General features: G+C 36.9%; 20 protein-coding genes. 18 read left to right on the forward strand and 2 right to left on the reverse strand.

Annotated elements, in window-relative coordinates; genetic code table 11:
• The first annotated feature begins 14 nt into the window (after nt 1–14).
• From DFQ00_RS05170 to DFQ00_RS05195, 6 genes are all read left to right on the forward strand, one after another.
• A complete protein-coding gene (locus DFQ00_RS05170) occupies nt 15–428 on the forward strand; it encodes a hypothetical protein (protein ID WP_110895140.1) in 414 nt (137 codons plus the stop codon).
• A gap of 82 nt (nt 429–510) precedes the next feature.
• The gene (locus DFQ00_RS05175) at nt 511–1,962 is read left to right on the forward strand and encodes a phage tail tape measure protein (protein ID WP_110895142.1); all 1,452 of its coding nucleotides are present in this window, start codon (nt 511–513) and stop codon (nt 1,960–1,962) included.
• 473 nt (nt 1,963–2,435) lie between these two features.
• The gene (locus DFQ00_RS05180; RefSeq protein WP_110895144.1) at nt 2,436–3,476 is read left to right on the forward strand and encodes a PDDEXK family nuclease; all 1,041 of its coding nucleotides are present in this window, start codon (nt 2,436–2,438) and stop codon (nt 3,474–3,476) included.
• 617 nt (nt 3,477–4,093) lie between these two features.
• Complete coding sequence (locus tag DFQ00_RS05185; protein WP_146236109.1) at nt 4,094–9,274, forward strand: NlpC/P60 family protein; 5,181 nt, start codon at nt 4,094–4,096, stop codon at nt 9,272–9,274.
• Nucleotides 9,275–9,322: 48 nt separating this feature from the next.
• Entirely contained in the window at nt 9,323–12,823 is a 3,501-nt protein-coding gene (locus tag DFQ00_RS05190; protein ID WP_167433610.1) for a phage tail spike protein, read from the forward strand.
• A gap of 90 nt (nt 12,824–12,913) precedes the next feature.
• Entirely contained in the window at nt 12,914–13,660 is a 747-nt protein-coding gene (locus tag DFQ00_RS05195; protein WP_244213694.1) for a stalk domain-containing protein, read from the forward strand.
• Nucleotides 13,661–13,696: 36 nt separating this feature from the next.
• Here DFQ00_RS05195 and DFQ00_RS05200 read toward each other — a convergent pair whose 3' ends face one another.
• Nucleotides 13,697–13,948: a helix-turn-helix domain-containing protein gene (locus DFQ00_RS05200; RefSeq protein ID WP_167433611.1), complete on the reverse strand. Its 252-nt coding sequence runs from the start codon at nt 13,946–13,948 to the stop codon at nt 13,697–13,699.
• A 136-nt stretch (nt 13,949–14,084) separates the two neighbouring features.
• On the opposite strand from DFQ00_RS05200, the gene DFQ00_RS05205 reads away from it, so the two are divergent.
• Both DFQ00_RS05205 and DFQ00_RS29060 read left to right on the forward strand, forming a co-directional pair.
• Nucleotides 14,085–14,459: a hypothetical protein gene (locus DFQ00_RS05205; protein ID WP_110895150.1), complete on the forward strand. Its 375-nt coding sequence runs from the start codon at nt 14,085–14,087 to the stop codon at nt 14,457–14,459.
• A complete protein-coding gene (locus tag DFQ00_RS29060; protein ID WP_167433612.1) occupies nt 14,456–15,271 on the forward strand; it encodes a phage antirepressor N-terminal domain-containing protein in 816 nt (271 codons plus the stop codon). The genes DFQ00_RS05205 and DFQ00_RS29060 overlap by 4 nt, the downstream gene beginning before the upstream one ends.
• 55 nt (nt 15,272–15,326) lie before the next feature.
• On the opposite strand, the gene DFQ00_RS05215 is transcribed toward DFQ00_RS29060, so the two are convergent.
• Entirely contained in the window at nt 15,327–15,824 is a 498-nt protein-coding gene (locus tag DFQ00_RS05215; protein ID WP_146236110.1) for a hypothetical protein, read from the reverse strand.
• Nucleotides 15,825–16,218: 394 nt separating this feature from the next.
• Between DFQ00_RS05215 and DFQ00_RS29065 the strand changes: the two genes are divergently transcribed.
• The 10 genes from DFQ00_RS29065 (at nt 16,219) to DFQ00_RS05260 (ending at nt 22,281) form a co-directional block, all read left to right on the forward strand.
• Nucleotides 16,219–16,386, forward strand: a complete 168-nt coding sequence (locus tag DFQ00_RS29065) for a hypothetical protein (protein WP_167433613.1) — start codon at nt 16,219–16,221, stop codon at nt 16,384–16,386.
• Nucleotides 16,386–16,814, forward strand: a complete 429-nt coding sequence (locus DFQ00_RS05225; RefSeq protein WP_091014540.1) for a type II toxin-antitoxin system PemK/MazF family toxin — start codon at nt 16,386–16,388, stop codon at nt 16,812–16,814. Before DFQ00_RS29065 ends, DFQ00_RS05225 begins: the two co-directional genes overlap by 1 nt.
• Before the next feature lie 81 nt (nt 16,815–16,895).
• The gene (locus DFQ00_RS05230; RefSeq protein ID WP_244213695.1) at nt 16,896–17,510 is read left to right on the forward strand and encodes a phage tail domain-containing protein; all 615 of its coding nucleotides are present in this window, start codon (nt 16,896–16,898) and stop codon (nt 17,508–17,510) included.
• A gap of 15 nt (nt 17,511–17,525) precedes the next feature.
• Nucleotides 17,526–18,161: a hypothetical protein gene (locus DFQ00_RS05235; RefSeq protein WP_110895156.1), complete on the forward strand. Its 636-nt coding sequence runs from the start codon at nt 17,526–17,528 to the stop codon at nt 18,159–18,161.
• Nucleotides 18,162–18,169: 8 nt separating this feature from the next.
• Nucleotides 18,170–18,808 (forward strand): phage tail family protein, encoded by a 639-nt coding sequence (locus tag DFQ00_RS05240; RefSeq protein ID WP_110895157.1) that lies wholly within the window; start codon nt 18,170–18,172, stop codon nt 18,806–18,808.
• Between the two features lie 8 nt (nt 18,809–18,816).
• Nucleotides 18,817–19,290: a hypothetical protein gene (locus DFQ00_RS28725; protein WP_146236111.1), complete on the forward strand. Its 474-nt coding sequence runs from the start codon at nt 18,817–18,819 to the stop codon at nt 19,288–19,290.
• A gap of 12 nt (nt 19,291–19,302) precedes the next feature.
• A complete protein-coding gene (locus tag DFQ00_RS05245) occupies nt 19,303–20,457 on the forward strand; it encodes a hypothetical protein (protein WP_110895159.1) in 1,155 nt (384 codons plus the stop codon).
• Nucleotides 20,458–20,483: 26 nt separating this feature from the next.
• A complete protein-coding gene (locus tag DFQ00_RS05250) occupies nt 20,484–21,026 on the forward strand; it encodes a hypothetical protein (RefSeq protein ID WP_110895161.1) in 543 nt (180 codons plus the stop codon).
• A gap of 76 nt (nt 21,027–21,102) precedes the next feature.
• Nucleotides 21,103–21,714 carry a hypothetical protein gene (locus tag DFQ00_RS05255; RefSeq protein WP_110895163.1) on the forward strand — a complete coding sequence of 204 codons (612 nt, stop codon included), beginning with the start codon at nt 21,103–21,105 and terminating at the stop codon, nt 21,712–21,714.
• The gene (locus DFQ00_RS05260) at nt 21,715–22,281 is read left to right on the forward strand and encodes a hypothetical protein (protein ID WP_110895165.1); all 567 of its coding nucleotides are present in this window, start codon (nt 21,715–21,717) and stop codon (nt 22,279–22,281) included.

A 22,281-nucleotide genomic window follows, 5' to 3' on the forward strand; every position in this document is an offset into this window, starting at 1 on the left:
TAAGGGAGCTAAAAATGAAAATATACAATCATCAACTTGAGAAATTAATTGTCTTCCTCCACTCGCTTGAGTTGGAACGGAAAGATTCTCGTATGAGAACACGCTTTAAGAATTTACTGATAGATAAACTGCAAACAGTTATGGATGAAACAGTTGAAATCAATAAGCAATACATAGCGCATGATGAAAATAATCAACCAATTAAGGAGAACGGTGATTATCTAATCAAAGATAATGTGAAGCGTGTAGCCGATATCAATGAGTTAATGAATGAAGCATATGAGGTTCCACAGGATATCAACAACAGAGAAATGTTATTGTCCATTAAAGATAGTGTTCTCAACCATTCCCCCGCTACATTTAAAGGTGATGAAGCAGACACCTATGATATGGTGTGTGAGTTGGTTGAACAAATTGAATACGAGTAAACATTAGGAAGCGATCATTTGAATCGCTTCTTTTTTATTTCTCTTTTAACACTAGAAGCAAAAAGGAAGTGATTTAAGTAATATGAGTCAAGATTTGCGTATCCTCATAGACAGTTCAATCAATGTCGGAAGTTCCATTAAGAACATAAATAACGATATCAAGGCTTTAGGGTCTCACCCCTCCCTCAAATCCTTAAATTTGAAAGTGGATATTGATAAGTCATTCGTTAAAGCAATGAATGAGTTTGTCTCGGCAACTAAAGTGTTGAGTAATGCACTCGAACAGCAACAAAAAGTTGTAAATGAATCAGTTAAGACAACTAAATTGTTAGATGGATCAATTGAAAAAGTAACACAGAAACAATTAGCTAATGGAACAATTATTACTCAGACAACGAAGAAGATTAATGAAGAAACTCAAGCCTATAATGAGCAGAAGAAAACACTACAACAGCTTGAGAAAGAATTAGATGGTTATTCTCTAGCAAGAACCAGAGCCAATAAAAATAAGTTAGGCGAAATCAATAGTACTACTAATACATATAAAAATCAGGCTGGTCAACAGGTCAATGTTAATGTTGATCGAGATGGAAATGTAAAGAACTATAGTCAAGTGACAGACTATCTAAAACAACAGCAAGAGGCGTTGCAAAAAGAGCAAGCGATTAATAGGCAACGTGAACAAGTAGCACAACAGGAATATGCAACCCGTAAGGCTTTAGCAGATAAGAATCTCAAAGAAGAAGAACAACGTAATCAACAATTTATAAATCAACTTAGAAATAGATTTGCTGAAGAGCAGCGTATTGCTCGTGATCGTAATGCATTAGACAGAGCACATTCAGCGGCAATCACGGAAGGATTAAATAGACAAAAAGCTGTTGCTGATATGCAAGCGAAAATTACTGCCGCTCAAACAAGATTTAAAGGCAATTCTTCTGCTGTTGCTGAGTTAAATGCATTAAATGCTCAGTTGAGCAATGTGTCCAAGGTGAGTAATTATAAGAATGCTTTGACAGAGTTGCAGACAAAACTTACACAGATTACTACTCAGGCAAAATTGGCTGGGAACGAGACTAATACATTGGCGCAACGTTTTGGTGCAGTGGCTTCTAAGCTGGCTATGTGGGCAGGTGCTACTTCGTCATTATACATGGTGACAAGAGCGTTAAGAGATATGGTTAGTGTGGTTATTCAAGTAGATAGCCAAATGACACAATTAAAACGTGTAATGGATGAATCTACTGACTTTGAAGGCATGTTGAGTCGCAGTATTCAGTTGGCGAATGAGTTAGGTAGAAGTATTACTGAAGTAAATGAGAATGCTATTGGATTTGCACGTATGGGATTCGATGAAGATCAAACGATGAACCTTGCGAAGACATCAACATTGCTACAAAACATTTCTGAATTAACACCACAAGAGGCAGTAGATACATTAACAGCAGCTATGACCATTTTTAATATTGAGGCAAGTAAGAGTATTGAAATTGCGAATAAGTTAAATGAGATTAAATTCGGTCTCCTCGTGTAGCAATGCACGTAGACAAACCTTTTCTGATTGACTTGGATATCCCACCGGGACAACAAGGGGCAAGTTTAAATACAGCCTGAACGACTGAGTGAAAAGGCTCCACTATTTAGTGGATGAAGCGACAGTCTGCACTCTGTAGTAATACAGAGAGAAGTACTCAAGTGTAAAGACACTTTTAGAAGAAGTACTTCCGCTACGAATATCGTAGTCAGTAGGACAATAATTGTCTGAAAGTAACAGATATAGCGATAACAATTTCGCAGTAACAACTCAAAACTTAGCCACATCAATGACCAGAGCTGGAGCAAGTGCAAATACATTCGGTGGGGTCATTACCCAAGCCGCCTAATCGAGTGATCGGTTAGTGAACAGTCAGCCATATCGGGAAACGTCTAGGGATAGAAAATTCCGAGGAAAGAACTTTATAAATTCGAATTAAATTGTATTAGTCATGTAGTAATGGAGGTTATTGCATGGAAGTAAAATGTGCACAATGTAGTGTGAAGTTAATCCGTAGACCTCACGAAATTAAAAGAAATAAAAATCACTTTTGTAATCCCCAATGTCACGGATTATGGAACTCAGCCAATAAATTAGGCAAGAACAATCCTATCTATAAGCAGCAAAAAGTTAACTGTGGAAACTGCAATGTAGGGTTTACTGTTCCAAAGTATAAGTATAATGATCTTCAATCTGGAAAAGTAAAAAATCTATTCTGTAAAAAGAGCTGTCTTCAAAAATGGCAATCTATGAACTTTACAAAGAAAGCAAAGAAAAAGAGTTGTTTGCATTGTAAGAATGATTTTTTAACTAAAAATGAGAAAATAAAATTTTGTTCTCTAGGCTGTTCCTCATTGTATCGAATGGTCGTCGTAGACTTAAACTGTGATTTATGTGGAACAGCGATAGTAAGAAAACCATCAATGATACATGACAATAATTTTTGCTCGGTCACCTGTAGATCAAAATGGAACTCAAAGACTAAAAAGTTACATGTAAAAAAAGAATGTGTAATTTGCAAGAATACATATAAAGTTAAAAATAATCAAAAAGATAGAAATAAATGTTGCTCAAAGAAATGCTTGAATATTTGGATAAGCACAGTATATTCAAAAACTGAAGAAGCACAGCAACATTTAATCAAAGGTGGGATCAAATCCACAATGTTAAAAAATTTCTCTGAAACTAAACCAGAAAAAGCAGTTAGAGAATATTTAGATTCCAATCACGTTACTTATGAGACTCAAAAATCAATGTATGATAAGTTCGTTGTAGATTTCTATCTTCCCAAAGAAAAGATAGTCATAGAAGTTTTAGGTGATTATTGGCACGCTAATCCCACCAAATACGGAAAAACAGATAATCTTATCCCCTTAACACCCAAGCAAGAAAGACAAATAAACAAAGATAAAGCTAGAAAGGCATATCTAGAAACATGTGGACACAAAGTTATTATGGCATGGGAATGTGACATTTATGAAGATATAAAAGGAACACTTAAAGAAATTATATAAACACTTGACTATTATATTTAATCGAATTTATAAAGTTATCCGTAACGACTAAGTAGTTATAATGGTGACATTATAATTCTACGCTGACTATCTTCCACCACCTCCTACGGAAGATAAAGATAGAGTCTGGTCTGCATCTATAATCCATTAAGTGATTACTTAATAAAGAAAATGCAGAGGCAAGCAGAAATGACTTGCCCCCTCTTTTACTTAGAGGAGTAACAAATCGGTATCAATGGAAGAACTTTTAGGACATACTACAGCAATTGCAACAGCCACTAGAGAATCAGGATCAGTGATCGGTAAACTTGTTGCCGCCTAATATGGGAACATATTAGTGAAAATCTCTTCTAATTGACTTGGAAACCCTAACGTGAGAACGTGGGTGACAAGGGGCAAGTTTAAATACAGCCTGAACGACTAAGTGTAGAGATGTCCAGAACGGACAAAGCGATAGTCTGCACATCTATGGAAACATAGAGAGGAATGCTCAAGTGTAAAGACACTTTTGGAAGAAGTATTCCCGCTATACTTTTAGTATAGTCAGTAAGATAGATAATCTATCTGAAAGTAACAGATTGAACTCACTGAAATCAATTTATTCTCGCATTACAACTATGAATAAGTCTGAAGATGTGCTAAACGCTGCTGGTGTCTCTATGAAAAATCTTAATGGTGAAACTCGCGATGTTTCCGACATCATGGATGAACTAGCAAGCAAATGGAATGGCCTATCTAAAGAAACACAACAAAATACAGCAGTTAATCTGGCTGGACGATATCAGCTCACCAGATTTTTGGCACTTATGCAAAATTACAATATTTCCCTTTCCGCTACAGAAACCGCACTTCACTCTCAAGGATCTGCTACACGAGAAAATGAAAAATACATGCAATCCCTTGAGGCACGAATCCAAAAAATGAAAACTGCATGGGAAACACTATCTATTGCCTTCGGTGAAGCCGTAATTTCAGATACAATCATCACCCTCACCTCTCTCTTCGCCAGCATGTTGAATGGTACTGCATCTCTAGTTAAAGAGTTTGGAGCACTACCTGTTGTACTTGGTGCTGTGGGTGTTGGCATTGCAATATTACGCCCTAAACTTGCAGCTTTAATTTGGGATTTCACCAAAACAAATATTACTATGCTTGCCACTTCCCCTGCTTCTGCTGCTGCATCTTTGGGTATGAAAACTTTGGCAGGTGCAGCTACTGTTGCTAGAGGTGCTGTGACAGCCCTGAAATTCGCACTTAAAGCCCTCCTTGCCTCAACGATTATTGGTGGTGCATTCGTATTGCTTGGCTCTGCTCTCGAATGGATAGTGGGTAAATTCTCGGATGCAACAACCGCTACTGAAGACTTTTCTGACAAAACCGAAGAGTTGAATCAGAAACAATATGATTTAGCTAATCTTAAAGCCCTTTCCAAAGAGTATAATGAACTGTCCAAAAAGACTGAGTTGAGCTTTCAAGAAAAGTCACGCTTAGCACAAGTCGAGAGCGAATTGTCTAGTAAATATAACATAACCACTAAAAGCGTTGATGGACAAACAAAGTCACTACAAGAAAATAATAAAGCAATTCAAACACAGATTGACTTACGGGAAGATGAATTAAAGGCTGCTAGGCTTGCTGCCGAAATTGAGTATAATTCCAATGCCGATAAGATTGATAAGGATATTAAGCGAGAGAAAGATGCATTAATTGAAAGAGAAAAAGCTTACGATGATGCACTTGCTAAATATGAAGCAAACAAAAAAGAGTGGGCCAAATATGATCCCGTTACACAAAGTTATGAATATGGAATGGGCAAGAGTGCTAATGAGAGTCTAGCTGCTAATTTAAAAAAAGAGTCTAAACTTCTAACTGATTCTAAAACTTCTCTTCAAACAGCAATGAATGCAAAGGTATTGGCTTACAAAAGCGCTTCTCAATCATTCATTGATGAACAAGAAGCCAACAATGTTAAAGTTAAAGGCTTAACTCGTCAATTTATGGACATTTATGCCCGTGCTGCTGCTGAGAGTGGTGTTTCAGATGATAAGCTGAAAAGCAATTTGGGCGAAGTATTTCGTTCTATCCAAGGTAAAGACTTGGCGAATGCAGAAGAAGGCATCAATCTTCTTAAGCAAATGCCGGGGATTATGAATCTAACATCTACTTCATATAAAGATATGATGGCAGCTATGTCTCAGTATAGCTATTCTCCAGTGGTTGAAGGTGTAGAGTCATTAGACGGTGCTTTTAATGACTTCAACTTAACCTTAGAAGAAACAGTTGAACGCACAGATGAAATGTCTCAGAAAATTAGTGAAACTGCAACTTTTGTGTCTGAAACTAAAAAAGAAATCAGTGTATTGAATACCGCGCAAGAAGAGTTAGCTAAAGGTAATCGCTTATCTACGGATACAATAAAAAAGATGAACGATAAATACGAAGATTTTATCAAAGTTACAGGATTAAGTAAAGATGCGATCAAGAAATATGTAGCCGCAAAAAAAGAAGAGCGCATATCTGTTGTAAATGAAGAAATCAATAAAACTAAAACGACTATTGAAGAGACAAAAAAAAGAATCAAGGCTTATGAAATTGAAATGGCTGCATGGGAAAGTAGACGCAAAGTTGAGGCCTCTGCTAAAATTGATGAACTAAATGCTCAACTTGAAGCTGGTCTAATTAATGAACAACAAGCTGAGCAGATGTTTGGAGTTTATCGAAGAAACCAGTCTGGAGTAGATTCCAAAGGTAATGTGATCAATAATAATACTACTTCAGCATATGCAATGGAACGGGTCGCACTAAAAGATTTAATGGCTGATCTTAGTTTGCTGGAAAGTGCTAAAAACGATTTAACTATTGCGTCTAACGAATCCAGTAAGGCTACCAAAGATGCAACGAAGTCTAATGATAAATCAAAAGAGTCTTATACTGACAGCTATGAAATCTTAACCAAAACACAGAAAAAACTACTTGAACTTGCCGATGCAATCAAAAAGGTTCAAAGTGAACGCAACACAATGGTTAAGGGATCAAAGCAATACATAGACAGCCTCAAGGAAGAGAAAAAATTAGTTGAACAACAAATTGCGGCTCAAGAAAAGGCTCTTAAGAATCCATCCGAGTTGGTTTCAACTAAAGTTAAGACTACAACTACCACTACTCCTAGTGATACTTCTTCCTCTACATCTTCATCTACTTCATCGAACTCAGGAACAAAACTAGACAATTTATTGTCTAATGCATTGGGACTACAAGGTAAATTCACCTATAAACAAGTGAGTGGCAAATTTAAGGGTACATATGATCAATTTGTCAAAGGTGCAATCTCTGACTGTTCTCAATTTGTTCAGGAGATGTTTGATGAGTTCCTTGGTATTAACCTCCCCCGGACTGCTGCTGAACAAGCCAAACAAGGTGTTGCGGTACAAAAGGCAGACCTTAAAAAAGGTGACTTAGTATTCTTCAACACTACAGGCAAGGCTAACAGTCATGTCGGCATCTACACTGGAAATGGTAAGTTTATTCAGATGGGTAATAGTGGCTTAAAAGAACAAAGCTTAGATAGTAGCTATTGGGCTCCAAAATACCAAGGTGCAAAACGAGTTAATGGTGTTGGTGAATCCTCCTCTCCCTCTACTCCTGCTTCAACTTCTAACGCATCCAAAACTAAGACTACAAGCTCTGATGGAAAAACTGTCACAGAGACAACTAAAGCGACCCAGAAAGAACTTGATGATGCTGTTCGTGATACTAAGGCAGATATATTATCTGGTAAATCACAAGCATATCAACTTGGTTTAGATATTGTTGATGCCGTTATTGCTGGAACTGACAATCAAATTGCCAAACTGCAAGCTAAACGTGATTTATCGAGTAATAAACAAAGTCGATTTACACAGGATAGCGCAGAGTGGCGAAAAGAGGAAATGTCTCAGAGCAGTCTATTGCAACAAGAACAGAAACTAATTGAACAGCAAAACAAAGATATTCGTCAACAATTGATGGAGCAGAAAATCACTCAAGGTGAATACGATGCCAAGATTGCTGAGAATAGTGCTAAGTGGTGGGACTATCAGTCTCAAATTGATGAGAAGCGTAAAAATGTGTTTGATAGTCAATTGTCAGCTTATGATAAACAAATTAAGACTGATGATGATTCCTTAGTGATATCTGAAGCTAAGTTAAAATTGATGACTGAAGGAACTGTTGAATACACCAAAGAACTACAAAACCAGATTCCTGTACTTGAACATAAAAGTGCTGTATTGACTAAAGAGATTGAATATACAAAGTCATTGATTGCCAATAACAAGAACAATGCTGTTATGACTGCTTATTACAATGAGCGCTTACAAGAGCTCAATTTGTCACTGTTAGATTCTAATTCTGCTCTTGCCGATGTAAATAAGACGCTCAAGGATATGCGGGAATCTGCTGCCGACAATATTATTGAAGAATATAAAAAAGTCATTGAACAACAACGTGATTTGGCATTGGATGCGCTTGATCAAGAGATTAAAAAAGAGAATGAACGTCATGAGGAACGCACAAAGAACATTGATGATGAGCAAAAACAATTTGAAAATTATATTAATGCTCGACTCAAAGCATTTGACCGTGAAAATGCATCTACTGATTATACAGAAGAACTTACGAAGAAAATGGATGAGCGTCAAAAGATTCAGGACAGAATTAATGTTCTCTCTGCTGATAATTCAATGGCTGGCAAAGCGAAGCGAAAAGAATTAGAAGATCAACTCGTTACTATTGATGAAGAAATTCGTAAATATCAACGTGATCGAGATCGTGAATTGGTCAAGCAGGGATTGCAAGATCAACTCGATGATCACAAAAACTACAACGATAAAATCAAAGACGGGGAAGATAAACTTCATGATGACACGCTTGATAAGTTAGATGAAGAAAAGAAGAAAACTGAGCGTAAATACAAAGACATCTTAGAAAATCAGAAATACTTCTATGATCTCAAACAGGGCTTAATGAGTAATGATGCAACAATAGTAACGGCAACTCTAGGCATAATTGGACGAGAATATGATAAGCTGTTTGCCACAATTAAAGATCATACATTCGAAACGTCTCAAGCAATGCAGAATATGGTCTATAACTTCCAAAAATCAATGGAGAGTTTGAATAAATATTCTAGCGGTGATTACTCTGCACCAGATTCAGGATCTTCCAGTGGCTCTAATGGAGGAACTACTGGCTCAACTGGAACCATTAAGGGGACAACTGCTGCCCGTGTGGCTTGGACAGAGTATTTGAGCAATAAACAGTCTGCTGAGTCGATTAAGGCTGAAATGTCTAAACTTGATAAAGCGTCTAGCCAATATAAGAATCTTACTCAACAGTTTGATTCACTCAAGTCCAAAAACGATCAACTTCGTTCAGTTTATGGGTTTCCTGATGGTAGTTTTAAGGATTTAGTGACACAAAAGATATTCTCTGCTGAAACTGGTGGTATGACCCCTGCTGGTATAGGCAAGGAAGGTAAATTCCTACTGGCACATGAGAAAGAATTAGTCTTGAACAAAACGGACACATCAAATGTATTGAAAATTGTAGATGTTGTTCGTGGGATTACAGATAAGATTAAAAACGGATTGGACTTTTCTGGTCTATTCTCGAAAGCAACACCTACTTCTTCAACAAATGATAACCGCATTCAAATAGAGAAGGTTGAGATACATGCAACTGACAAAGATACTGGCACGAGCATACTCAGTAAACTCGGAGACGCAGTAAACAAACAAATGAGAACTAGAATGATTTAAGGAGAGGGGTAACACCCTCTTCTTTTTATTTATCAGAAAGGAATGTGTATGTTAGGAGAAATTGACCGTAATAGGAAACCTATTAAACCACAATACTTTCTGGCTAAACCTAATCGTGAGATTATCAGTAAATTAAGCGAAATCTTCAACGACAACATGAATGTTAAATTGAATGATGTGAGCGAATTATCATTTTCCCTCCCCTACTTTATTGATAAGCATCACAAGTTGAAGCCGAATAAGAATGTGGAGTTAATCAAGGAACGATATTTAATCAAAGTTGTTACTGGGGTGAACATTGAGTGGTTTATCGTAAATGATATTAGTGATAATCTGGATGATTCGGACATTATGAACGTAAAGTGTTACTCGTTAGTACGGGAATTATCTGATAAGTTGATTAAGAGTTATGAAGTTGTGTCATATGGAGCAGATAAAGTAATTCAAGATATGCTTCGCATGGGAAATACAATTTGGAATATAGATTATATTGACGCAGACTTTAAGGCTAGTTACAGATCATTTGAATTCCCCTCTTCTACTGTTCTCGAAGCTATTTACTCCATTGCTGAAGTTTACAATGCTATAGTTACATTTGACACGGACACTCGCACTTTAAGTATGACCAAACCAGAGCTAACGGGAATCAATATGGGTCTAACTGTTTCATATGGCAAACTGATGAAGAGTATGGGTCGAAATAGAAGCTCAGAAGAAATGGTTACACGTCTCTCCGCTTCTGGTAAAGATGGACTTGGCATTCAAAAGGTAAATCCAACTGGTCAGAATTACATTGAAAACTATGGGTATTGGATTTATCCCTTTAAGCGAGATGCCAATAAAACAGTGATTTCATCAAGTCATTGGATGTCGGATTCACTGTGCCATGCGCTGTTGGATTACGAGGCGTTAGTTGAAAGTAAGACTGGATTGTTTAAACAATATCTTGAGGAATTAGAAGGCTATGAGACACAGTTAAATCAACTTAAAATTGATTTGAATAAGCTACAGCAAGATGAAAAAGTTGTACAGGAAGTAACACTGGCTCAACAATTTGGAGATAAGATGTTCTTTGAGAAGTATAGTCATAGTGGAAGCACATCGAGAACATTCAAGTTGAATAAGGGTTATAACTATGCAGCTATGATTAAGGTGGACTCCTCTTCTGGTGTAACTGTTGCATTGAATGGATCTGTTAAACCTGTGACTTCAGGCAGATGGACAATGTTAGGCAAGTTAAATAACCTTGAGACTACAACAATTACCGTTAATGGATCATCCACCGGTGTGTTCATGCAAGTTGCAACGATTTCAATTGAAGAGTATCAGATGGCTGGTAATGATGTAGCTATAGTTGAGCGATACAGTTTAGATAATAAGGAAAATCAGATCAACCTGAAACAAATCGAAGTTAGTAACAAGTTAAATCAAATTACAGATGTGCAGAATCGAACTAAGGCGTTGCAAGTATTGTTGGATTCTGAGAATAACTTTACCAGTGAACAACTGTATGAATTGAATCCTTATATGATCAATAAAGATTTTAGCGATGATGTGTACATAGATGAGCAAGATTTATATGATGCAGCAATGGAAAAGTTCAAGGAGTTGCAAGTTCCTCAATTAGCGGTAGAGATTGATATAGTCAACTTTCTGGAGATTATTGAGGAGCAAAGGAATTGGAAAAAGTTAAACCTTGGTGACTTCGTTAATGTAAAATATGAACCATTGGGCATTGAGTTAACAGCGAGGATAAGTGAGATTAGTTATGACTTTGGTGGATCGAGTATTAAGTTAACGTTGAGTAATGCTAAAAATGTTAACGATGAGAGTACAAGATTAGAGAAATACTTAAAAGACACTAAAAATACCAATGTAGTTGTTAGTAATGGAAGACCTGATTGGACTAAAGCTGTAGTTGATACTTCTGAGATGAGCAGATTGTTCGATAACTTTTGGAATAAGATTACCAATGAAATTAATATGGCGAGCAACGAATTTGTAGAACTTTCCCGAACTGGGCTTACAATATATGACCCCGATGATCCCCTCAGATTCCTGAGAGGTACACACGGAACTTTAGCACTGACACGCAGTGGTGGACTAAAGTATGAGACAGCAATTTCCGCTGATGGCGTTATCGCTGAGATGGTGCTAGGGAAAATTATTTTAGGCTCTAGAGTGGTCATTCAAGATGACTCAGGTGTATTTACAATCGAAGGCTCAAAACTTATGATTGATGATCGATGTGGTCGCCCTGTTCTACGTTTGGGGTTAACATCAGAACAACCTGATGTATTCGGACTGCATGTAAATCGATATGCTTCAAACAATTGTAATGATAGAACAATTACAAACATATCTGGTATGGATAATTCTAGAGGGTTCTACATCGATAAAATACGTAATGGAGTAACCTCTAATGTATTAGGATTGTCTTTAGATGGCAACTTCCGCTTGCGTGTAGGTGATGACAATGAAGTAATTGTCATTAACGAATTCGGACTAGGTATTGGATCTGAAATTTGGCAAAATTCTCCATTTCGTGTAAATTACCTCGGAGAATGTTGGCTCGAATCGTTGTGGGCTGAAAACGCATATATCACTAATTCCAAGTTCGAGAATGGTGAACTAAATGGCAACAAACTCACCCTTCGTGACGGTGGAAATTTGATGAAATTGTGGCCCCGCGAAGGATTCTGGGCGGGCTCAGAGGCTGAAGGTGCAGACGATCCAATGTTAGCACCAATGTGGATAAAGATGGATGGTACAGCAATCTTTAAGAAGCTTGTCGTTACAGACAAAAACAACACTCTCCTCATTGATTCCGAAAAGAAATACATCGACTTTGGCGGTTTTGATGCAATAGGTATAGGTGCTCTAGACGCTGAACTTATTGCTGCCAACATGCTTACTGCTCAAGATGGGATCATATCCAATCTCACTGCTGGCAAGCTCTCCACTCTTACTAATGCTGCAATTCAAGGTTGGTCAGACTATGTACGTATTGAGGGTAATTCGGTTAAATGGATTACTGGTAGGGTTACTGGTGCAGGATCACAAAAACAACTTTCAGATGGACGTAAACTCTATTGGACTACATCAGAACAAATGGGATTAATGACAGTTGAAGAAACTGCATGGCCTGTTATGGTCTATAATATGGAAGAGAAGATTAAGCGTGAAACGACCTTTGAGGGATCTGGTGATGCAGCTCAACCTGTCGAGAAAATTGGTACAGGTGATGGCGGTGCTGATGATCGAGCTAAAATGGTCAACACCAAATACAATGGCGGCTATAAACAGGAGTATAAAGCTTCAAATACAGCAAGATTAAGAAGTATTGATCTGCGCGATGACGGTATATCCCTTAAAAGTGAGGGCGGGGAAGTAAATATTACGATGGACTCGTTTAATGTTCTTGCTGCAAAAACAGTAAAAATCGGCACTGAGTCCGGATCTTACATTGAAATTACTCAAAACGGTGACATAAACATCAATTCAACAAGAAATGTGAAAATTAATGGTACTCGTATTGATCTGAACTAAACTTTTCCAATTAAGTTGCCGATGAATATAGTATAATCTATCTAGGTAAATAGGATAATTCTACTATAAAACTTCGGAGGTACATAACAAATGAAAAAAATACTATCTAAACTGCCAACATTCATGCTTGGGGCAATTGTAGGTGTAGCAGTAACTGCTGGATCTGCTGTCGGAGCTGCAACTTATCTGAAAGCAACGCAGTCCAATGTAAAGTTAATAGTTGACGGGTCTCAAGCAAAACTATCTGAAAGTCCTCTCAATGTTAATGGGAAACTTTATCTCCCTGTTAGAGACACGGCAAATGCCATGGGCTACTCAGTTGAATCTGTAACTAGTTCTCAAGTGTCACTAAAAGAATCGCAAAAAAACTCTAGCACAACTACATCACCTACGAATAACACATCTACCGCTCCGAGCAACCCAACAACAAGTACAAATACAATAGCAAGTAAAAAGGTGAAGAATTTGAAGGAAACTTATAGCACAGAAGGCAAATTGGATGCTGAAAAAATTCGTACAGCACTAAACAATGGCACATTAGACGTGAATGCCCAAGACAGTGAGTCGCTCAACTCTCTTCTTCATTATGTAATTGCAGAAAACAATTACGAAGCATTTAAAGCAATTAATAGAAATTCTTTAAATCCAGATCTGCAAAACAAGGATGGTAATACCTCCCTCCATCTCGCGATTCAAACTGAAAACATTTTTTACTTTGGGGAACTTAAGAAAATGAAAGCTGACCCAAATATTAAAAACTCCTCGGGCAAACTTGCGATTGATTTAGCCGACCCCAAATCAACAACTTATGATTCATTGAAAATCTATATGTTTTAATGCCATCCAACTAAGAAGCACCTAGAGATAGGTGCTTTATTTGATTTCATTTTTATTATAGTCATATTTCATTATATCTTGAATATCAAAAACAACTCCCAATTCTCTTTCGATTGCAATGTCATTTAGTGTCGTCAGTATTCTGTCGATTGTCTCAAAACTCACTTGCTTAGCTCTATTATGTTTAAGTTCGGTAAGTGTGTTTGGTCTGATTTTAGAACGTACCGCAAGTTGATTATATGAAACACCTAAACGGCTTAACACTTTATCTATATCGATTTTAACCATTTCATTTCTCCTTAATACACAAAGATAATACATATTTATTATAAATTATATTGCAATAAACTACAACACTCAATTGACTTTATCTATATATAGATGTATTATCTATCTATAAACAGATAAAGGAGATGAGTTAGTTTTGCGTAAAAGAATTCAGTGTATTGAAATAAATGAAGATTTCAATATCTATTACATTAGAGATATTGTTGGTAGAGTCTGGTATACGACAGGACACGATGAAGCAGACGCATATGACGCAATTTCCCATGGCGAAGGAATTCTTACGTTTATCTATTATAATCCAACAACAATTAATAGAAAACCACATTCTTACGACTTCAAGAATCTTGTACTGGATATGTTGGAGCAGATGGATTTGCAAGAAACAACTGAATATGAACTCGTCATTGGTTGGGATAACGCGGATGCATTTAGATTTATGAAGATGTCCACTTTAATGGCTTGCGACATTCTTCTTGATATCAATAAATACATAAAGGGGTCGGTAAAATGAGCATTGTGGAAAGTTATGAGCAAAAACTTGTCGAGTTCAATGGAAGTGAACTTCTAGGAGTGAAAACTGATGATGGTAAAGTCTATGTGGGTGTTCGATGGGTATGTGAGGGAATTGGTCTTACAGAAGATCAAATGAAGAATGAACGCAAAAGAATAAAGAACGATGTTGTACTTAACAAAGGGGGGTTAAATTTAACCCTCCCTACCAATGGGGGAATTCAAGATATTTTAACGATTGATGTAGAGTATCTCCCGCTCTGGCTTGCAAAAATAAGTATAACACCCACCATGAAAGATAACAGTCCAGAGGTGGTTGATAAACTTATTGAGTATCAACTTAAAGCCAAAGATGCTCTCGCTCAGGCATTTATCCATAATCCTGCGAATCAATACTTGATGCTATCTGAAGAGGATCGGGCTATTGCTTACTTTACTCAAATGAAAGAAAAGAAACTCCTAGAAGTAAAAATTGAGGAATATAAGCCACTCATTACTTTTGCTGAGACAGCTTTGAAATCCAGCGACAATATACTTGTTCGCGAATTAAGTAAGATTGTTCAAGATGAGGGTATTAACATTGGAGAAAAGAAACTCTATCAAAAACTTCGTGACTGGAAGTTGATTTTAAGCAGTCAACGTGAACCATCACAGTATGCAATGAATTTAAACTTGTTTGTGGTGGAAGAAAATACAGTAAACACACCCTATGGAGTAAAGTTGAGTACAACAATCAAAGTGACTCCTAAAGGTCAAGTGTATATCATTGAGAAGTTAAAAAAAGAACACTCTAAACAACTTGTAGCGAATTGATATGCTTTAGTTGAAGTATACAGCACCTAAAGAAAAGAGGGCTAAATTGCCCTCTCTACTCACTTTTCTTTTCATCTAAAAGCATATCTTCTTGTGTTACTGTAATTTCACTTCCATCATCAAACGTATACACATATTGAATGCCAACCTTTTTGATGTTTTCTTTCCACCGATCCTCTTCTTCTCGCTCTCTTCTTTTCCTATCTATCTTGGATAAGAAGAAAGCAGAAACCATATGTATTACAACAAATAATATTGACCACGCCATTATGCTTAATATTAATCCATCAAACATACCTTTATTGTACACAATTCTTCCATACTGTATCACCAACATAAACAACCATGCTGAAAAGTTGTACAATAATGAGGCTCTTACGAGTACTTTTTCTTCGGTAGCTGAATAGCCAACTATCGCACCCAGTATAGCGGTTACGCATAAGCTAAGCATCATACCAAAACTAGCCTTCTCAGTTGTGTAAAAGTTACCTTTATGCTCGACAGGTTGACTAATATCAGAGAATAGCACAAATGAAAGAATGGTCAAAGCCAATATTCCGACCCTAATAATTACTCTATCTATTCGAATTTATCCTTCCTCCCTCCTTTTTCTTATACAGGGGCTATAATCTTTATCGGGTTATTCAAACTCCAATTGTATAGTGATATTCCCATGAAAGCATACTTTTACCTAGTAAAAGTTCGTTTAACTCCTCTTATTGCACTTCGTATAGGTAAATTATAGTTGGTAAAAGTGTCGCATCTACATTGTATATGTTATATGAAATATGCTATATTGAATGGAAGCTAGTACTTTATTCAGCTTTCGCAAGTTAAGAATTTCCACTGTTCTGTTGGGCGATGTGTATATTCTGATTTTCAGGGTATATACTTTAACAACTAAGAATTTCGTGGAGGTGTGTAATATGTGTGAGGAGGAAAATAAGATGTCTACAATTCAAAAGGACAAAAAGGTAACAAATAAAAATTCGGCTGGTATTAGTGTGGGCTTTCTTAAAACCGCTAAAAGATTGCCAAGTAAAAATGGCAAAGTCACTTTAGATCGTAATAATCCAGACCATAAGGCTTGGGCTGAAGGATATGAGAATGACTGATGCTAATTATACCAAAAGACATTTACAATATTTATAGAGAATTTGTTGATATTCCAACCGAAGGTAAGCATAGACCCAATCTGGTTGTCCATATAGACGATGACGATATCTATTGCTTGCCTATTACTAGTTCTTCTCCTAATGATCCCCCGAAACATCTAAATGACCTTTGGAAATTGCACATCGATAAATGGCAAAGCGTCCCCCTGTCAAATGAATCATGGGTAATTATTAATCAGTTAAAAGTTATAAGTAAAAGTAGCGTAACTAGAGACGATTATTTAGGTGTTCTCCATGAAGATGACTGGAATAACGTTGTTCTAAAATCTGAGGAATTTGAGTACTATGACTCAAAAGAACAAAGAAGAAAGCAAAAAAGATCTCAAAATTCATCAAAAAGAAAAAATGCGATAAGAAATAAAACTTAAAATACCGATTTTACATAGAAATTAGCTACCAAAAAGCCTTATAAATAGGGCTTTTTTATTTGTCCAAATTTTATATTGGAGGTGATTTGGATTACAATACGTGACTCCCTCTACTTTTCTTTTGCTGGTGAAACATCTGTTAAGCATGGGCTCATCAACGTCAATATAAACAGTGGCATGCAAGAAGAGATATTCTTTCCTTCTAGAGAAATAGTTGAGGAAAAAGTTAAAGGTAACGACAAACCATATTTTATGAGGACTGAAACTGAGCCACTAAAGTTTTCGGTCTCTTTTGCATTTGAAGAAACTTGGAACACAGCAAAAATCCGAGAAGTTGCCCAGTGGTTGACTCAGCATGATTATTATCAAGAACTGTATTTTACTAATGATCTTGCAATAGGCGCTGAACGCATTTTCTATGCCATGGTTGTCGATGATTCTACACTCGTACACAATTGTCTTAAGCAAGGATATATCAACTTGACCTTTCGCTGCGATTCTCCCTACTCATACTCTCCTATCATGACTTCTCGTGTTTACAAGTGGAATTACACTCCAATGGAGATCAAGAAGAATACATACTCAACTGGAACACATCAATCAACAATAACTAATCCACAAGGAAATTTAATACTTAATCCAGCAAGGCCAAAATGGTCTGATTTTGAGGCTGGTACTAAATGGTCAGATATTTAAAGAAAGGAGAATCAAATGTCTACTGAATCAAATAAACTTAAGCTCAAGATACCCTCCTTTACAGATGAAATTGAAAATACCATCAGAGAACTTGGCGATAATTTCAATCTACTTGATCTCATATCAGATGATTATGTATCTGCTACCCCTACTAATGGAGATTACATAAGAACTAGGCGTTTATACAATAGCGCTCCAGTATACGAAGGTTACGTTGGTTGGGTAAATGTACGAACAGGTAAAGCAGCTCCATTTTGGCAAAGACTTAAGAGCTATACTGTTGGCGATTACATTATACCTAGAGTTGATAATGGTCATGTCTTTATTTGTGTCCAGTCAGGAACATCAGGTTACACGGAACCTGTCTTCCCTGTGTCTACTGATGCACAATTTAACGATACTCGATTAGCAAGTACATGGGCAGCGACTACACAATATAAGCTCAATGACATAGTGTTACCCACAGTTGATAATGGTCGATTTTACATATGTATTCAAGCAGGAGAATCTGGAAACACAGAACCACCTTGGCAAACCGTTGATGGTGCTACCACTTATGATAAGAATGCTTCATGGGCTACTTATAGAGTAACGAGGTGGAAAGAAGCTGGAAGTGCAGCATTATTCTATCCATTTGGTAAGATTGGTTAGGTGATGATATGACTACATGGCAATCAATTATCAATCTTAAAGGTAACTATACTTCTGAACCTATACCAATCCCAATTAGCGCAGATGGTGTGTTGAGTAAAGTGTCATGGGAATCAGTTGAGTCAATTGGCTCTAAAATTGTTGTTCAAACTCGCTTTACTCGTGACAATCTCAACTGGTCAGAGTGGCAGAATTGTATCAATGGCGCTCATATCCCAGATGTTGTTGAGGATGTGGGATTCTATAATGTCAGTATCATGTTTCGGATTTTGTTCATGAGAAATACTTACGATGAAATACCTGAATTTAGGGACATAACTTTTTACTTTGAACCAATCTTATTGTTTGACAATAAGGGAGATAAAAGTTGTTCCCCTGAAATATGGATAACCAAACAAGGTAACGGTGATTTCAGTATAATCAACACTTCTCACAACAATGAAGAGTTTAAGTTTAAAAGTCTCATTCATGGTGAAACAGTGTTTGTTGACAATGAGAATCAGGACATTGAAACATCTTTAGCGGTCACGTATCGTTATAAAGATTTCAATAACAACTATCTGTCGTTCCCTGTTGGCAAGAACATACTAAGGGTAACTGGTGATGCAGATATTAAATTCAGATATCAATTCACACTATTACAATAGGAGGCTATATGACCGGAGTAGCATATAAAGGATCAACACTTCAAGAATCAAATAAAAGTGGTCACGTGTCATATGTTGAGAGATATCAGAGTGGAACTGAATGTTCATCTTGGGATCAATTCGGCAACTGTACGGGTTATAGTCCTGTTTATAGTACGACAACTCACACAACTGGTGCAAAGATTACAGGTACAGTCAATTCAACATCTACTGTTTATGTCAACGGACAACCAATAGCTTCGGTATCATCACCCACACAAGAACAATGGGTAGCAGACCCATCTCCCTCCCCTAAGCTTGGCGGTTCAATTATTTCAATTAGTCCCGGTACATCTGGTTCAGGATCGGGTCAGGTTTCAACAGGAAGCTCAACTGTTTTTGTGGGTGGTAAAGCAGTATCGAGTATCACCAAAAACGTGACAACGCATCTAAGCACGACAACACCAATTACCTCTGGCAGCAGCAATGTATTCGTCAACTAAGGAGGTGAACAATTGCCGGATTTAAGTACATATCTACAATATAATGACCCCGTAACAATTATCTCCCGTAGCGGTACTCCACAAGATCCATTCATTGATCGTGCCGACTCTCTTCCTGTTATCAATGGAATCCTAACTCTTCTTGAACTACCCTCTTCTACTGATAAAGTTAACATTGCTGGATTCGTTGAAATTGATCAAGATGTCTTTGAGAATCGACCATATCTTAATGAACATGAATTTCTAGTTCACTATGGCATGGGTGTAATTCAGTTCCATCAGTCTCAAGAAGGAACCGCACATCTATGCAGGTACAAAGGTAGAGGATTAATTATGTATCCTGCATCACGTATCTATGCAATGGTGAGTCGTAATCCAGACGTGGTGGTTACATTGCAGGATTATATTGATCAAATCCAAGCGAAGATTAATGAGAATCAAATTGCATTGGGTAAGATCGAAGATGCCATTAGACAGTCTCAAGCCCAGACAGAACTATCAAAGTTGGCTACCGATAAGGCTAATTTAGCTGCTGAAGATGCAACACAGTCAGCAATTAAAGCAAAGGATGCCTACAATACTACCCGTCTCGTTTACAAAGAACCTGTTCAGGACTTAGCAGAATTGAGATTAAAATATCCATTGCCTGAAATTGGTTGGACAGCTCAAACATATAAAGATGGCAAACGATATCGATATGACGGTAATAACTGGATTGAAATTGATGTATTTGGGTCAAACCTTCAACCTGTTAATGAGTTTAAGGATGGATTGATGAGTGTTGCAGAACATCTCAAGCTCAAAGATATGCCATTGGAATTGCAAGACAGAGTAATTGTATTATGTAAAGATTCATATGTATTTCAGGAACCCATAGGAATTTTAGCACCCTTCCCTTTCAACGGTGAGCTAGTTGATGTTAAGGGTTTTTGTGGTGTCGCTGGAGAAACGGAAACAGAAATCGAGATTGAAAGAACACGTAATTTTAATACATGGCTAAATGTGATGAGTTCGAATTTAAAATTCAACCCACAGAGTCACTACGATAACAGAACGGCAGTCATACAAACAAAGCAAGTTCAAGCAGGAGATATTTTTAGAATTAACATTAAGAAGTCTGGATTAAACCTTCAGAATCTTACAGTTCACTTAACAATTAGAACCTAAAACACATTACAAAGGAGTTTTATCATATGGCTCAACCAATAGTAAGCTGGAGAAATTCGACTCACACACAGGAAATTACAGGTCCTTTTGATTACGGAGTAATTGACGCAGATGACAAGAGTCCCATTTATATTTTTAATGTTTGGAATAATTACAACGGAGCAACAGATGTCTCCAAGATGGAAGATTGCACAATCACTACTCGTGATATGAGTGGTGGTACAGGAGATACGGTAGGTAATGAAGTCGAAGTAGTTAAGAATAACTGGTTCCACGTACAAGTAGACTCTCTTGGTGAAACAGATATTGATGAGGAAAGCTCTCGTGTAGGTAAAGACTTTTCTAAGCCCATTGGTACAACAGGAACAACAAAGAAAGATCATTCTGGAGCAAATTACACTACGCCTATTAAACCGGGAGTTAAAGAAATTCTTGGAGTGAATAACAATGGTAACCCTGTTGACGCAGCGGGTAACTATGTAACTCTGTCTATTCAATGCGAAGTACCCCTAAATGCCAGCTCGGGACGACAACTGTTCAAGAAGAGAATCTCTTATCGTTTTGTATAATATTTCCAGTTAATAATGTAACCATTAGGGCAGAGCTATCTCTGTCCTTTTTTTAATTTCTAAAGGAGGTTTAATTTTGATTCTAGGAAACAGACAATTCACTCGTTCACCTGTTCCTCAAAAATTTATGTGGGTAGCGGATTACTATGATGGCACAAATCTAGTTGAATACGATTTTCAGACAAAAAAGTCTAATGATTTCTACAGTATTGACAGAGAAAAACTAATCAGTTTTGGAATTATTGGTCAAGGCTCACAGTTGTTTTATAACGTTGCCAATGGTGTGTTCAATATCAATCAAGATCGATTTTCAATCTCTTATATTGCCGAAGATGAAGAGTTCCCACTAACAGGTAGAGCGTATTTATATAATGATCACATTCAATTTAAGAATGGTTCATCTGATGCAAATTTAAATACACGAGCAAAAGAGGGGAAATTTAAGAATAGCATCGACTGCTTTAACTTTGGCTACAAAAAATCAATGAATCTAAATGATGTAAATATAAATTATCAATGCGTATTCTCTCTTCCCGATGTTGAAATTCCTTATTTTCAAATTAAGATCACTTCTGATAAAGATTTGAACGGTCGACTGATTATTCGAAAAAATGGTCTAATTGTTGATGAAATTATTGCCCCACTAAAAGCAAATCATTCAGGCAATATCAACTGGGAGTTGAGATAATTGTCTACAAAAGAAATTGGATTACCTATAGATCTGACACTTGGAGTACATAATGGCACTGAAATCAAAGAAGGAAAACTTCAACTTAAAGAAATTGCCATCGACTCTACTGGCAAATCTATATATGCTGCTAAGGGGACATGGGAGTCTTCAGTTATATCGATTGGTGATAAAGTAACTGCCTTTCAACGAGTGGTCAAAACTATGGTTGGCATTGGTTCAAATGTGGATTACAAGATTTTCACTAAGTCATCCACGGACAATATTACATGGTCAGAATATACAGAGATTACATATCTCGATGGAAAAATTAACAGTCCAGTTGGTTTATATGCTCGAATTAAAATTGAACTATCCTCTGCTTTGGTTCCAGCATTACTCACAGTGGATGAGTTTACTGATGGAAAATACAATACAGATTATGTTTCATCATCTGACGGGTCACTGAGATTGAAACGAAATATAACTCTCTCCCCTACTGTATCAACGCATGAAGATGGATTTCTTTATCGCACAAAGTTTGGGAGAAGCAAATTAAGCAAGATTAATGGAATAACGTTTCAATGA

The sequence above is a fragment of the Paenibacillus barcinonensis genome, assembly GCF_003217495.1.
Lineage (GTDB): Bacteria > Bacillota > Bacilli > Paenibacillales > Paenibacillaceae > Paenibacillus > Paenibacillus barcinonensis.